Origin of the sequence: Dietzia sp. DQ11-71, from assembly GCF_014144995.1 — a bacterium.
Taxonomy (GTDB): domain Bacteria; phylum Actinomycetota; class Actinomycetes; order Mycobacteriales; family Mycobacteriaceae; genus Dietzia; species Dietzia kunjamensis.
The window spans coordinates 1-2042 of sequence record NZ_JAALDT010000064.1; the positions used below are offsets into that span (position 1 = coordinate 1).

The window sequence follows — 2042 nt, forward strand, 5'->3', positions numbered from 1 at the left end:
CGGCACCGTTCCGCATACGGCACCCCGACAAGCCGGAGGACCGCCCGAGCCAGGCCGCCGAGGGTCTGGTCGATCTGCCGTACATCATCCCCGTCGACCCCACATCGGCCATGTTGGAGCCGGAGGACATCGAGGCCGAGTGCGCGGCCTCCGACGGCAGGCTGCCACGGCCCGAACTGTGGCCCGGAGACATCGTCGCCGACCAGTACGAGGTCCGCGGTGCGCTCGCCCACGGCGGGATGGGCTGGATCTACCTGGCGGTCGACCACAACGTGTCCGACCGCTGGGTCGTCCTCAAAGGCCTGCTCCACGCCGACCAGGCCGAGGCCCAGGAGGTCGCCGTCGCCGAGCGGGAGATCCTGGCCGAACTGTCCCACCCGTCGATCGTGCGAATCTACAACTTCATCCACGACGACTGGGCCACGTCGCCCACCCATGGCGGGTACATCGTCATGGAGTACGTCGGCGGCCCCAGCCTGCGCGACGTCCGACGAGCGGCACCCGGGCGGGTGCTGCCGGTGGAGAAGGCCATCGCCTACGTGCTCGAGGTCCTGCAGGCGCTCTCCTACCTGCACTCGGTGGGACTGGTCTACAACGACCTCAAACCCGAGAACATCATGCTCACCGAGGACCACGTCAAACTGATCGACATGGGCGCGGTGTCAGGCGTCGGGGACTACGGGCACATCTACGGCACCCCCGGTTTCCAGGCCCCGGAGATCCCCCGGACCGGGCCCACCATCGCCTCCGACCTGTACACCGTCGGTCGCACCCTCGCCTCGCTCATCGTGCGGCTCCCCGTGGTCGACGGCCGCTACGCCGACGGCATCCCCTCCCCGATGGAGGAACCGGTGTTCAGCCGGTACGACTCGCTGTACCGGTTCCTCCTGCGCTCGACGCACGAGGAACCCGACTCGCGGTTCCGCAGTGCCAACGGGATGGCCAACCAGCTCATGGGCGTCCTGCGGGAGGTACTCGCGCTGCGCACCGGGGTCCCGCACCCGGCGTTCTCCTCGGTGTTCTCACCCCAGCGATCGACCTTCGGCACGCTGTTCACCGTTGAGCCGACCGACTTCCTCGTCGACGGCCGCGCCCGCGACACGACGCTCACCGGGTCCGAACTGGTCGACGCCCTGCCGGTGCCGCTCATGGAGGCCTCCGACCCCGCCGGCCGCATTCTCGCCGCGACCTCGTACACCTCGGTCGAGCAGCGGATCGACACCCTCCTCGAACTGTATTCCGACACCGAGTCCGAGGCCCACGAGAGCGTCGGCGTGATCATGTCACTCACCCGCGCCTACCTCGAGAGCGACGATCTCGCCGCGGCCGAGGCGCTGCTGGAGGAGAACGCGTACCGGATGCCCGCCGAATGGCGGCTGGTCTGGTACGACGGCGTGACCGACCTGCTCAAGGGCGACCCCGTCGGGGCGTATCCCAAGTTCCAGAGGGTGCTCTCGGCCATGCCCGGCGAGAACGGCCCCAAGCTGGCCCTGGCCGCGACGGCGGAACTGATCCTCGACGTGTGCCCCGAGAGCGACCGGGCCCGCTGGGCACGCTCGAGCGAACACTTCTACCGCACGGTGTGGTCGGTCGACCGGTCGGTGATCAGTTCCGCGTTCGGGCTGGCGCGCCAACTGCAGCGTCGTGGCGAGGTCAAGTCCGCCATCGAGGAGCTCGACCGCGTCCCGCCCAACTCCCGGTACTCGGCGCTGGCCAACCTCACCGCGATCCTCCTGCTGTGCCAGGGCCGCCCGCTCGACGAGACCGAGGAGTCCCACCTCCGCGAGGCCGCCCGCCGTGTGACCAATCTGTCCGCCGGTGAACACCGCGCGTTCCAGATCCGGCTCACCGTGCTCACCACCGCACTCGCCTGGGTGCAGCTGCCGGGCAACGAGCCGTCCCCGTCCCCCCTCATGCGCGGCGTGCCGTTCACCGAGTTCGGGCTGCGCTCCGGCGCGGAGACCGTCCTGCGGACCCTCGCGCGGTCCACGGAGACCCGTCAGCAGCGGTTCAGGCTCGTCGACCAGGCCAACAGCATCCGT

1 protein-coding gene is annotated in these 2042 nt (G+C 69.6%); it reads left to right on the forward strand.

What is annotated here, in order from left to right; genetic code table 11:
• The coding region (locus G6023_RS02610; RefSeq protein WP_182634012.1) for a serine/threonine protein kinase at positions 1-2042 on the forward strand (2042 nt) is incomplete at both ends.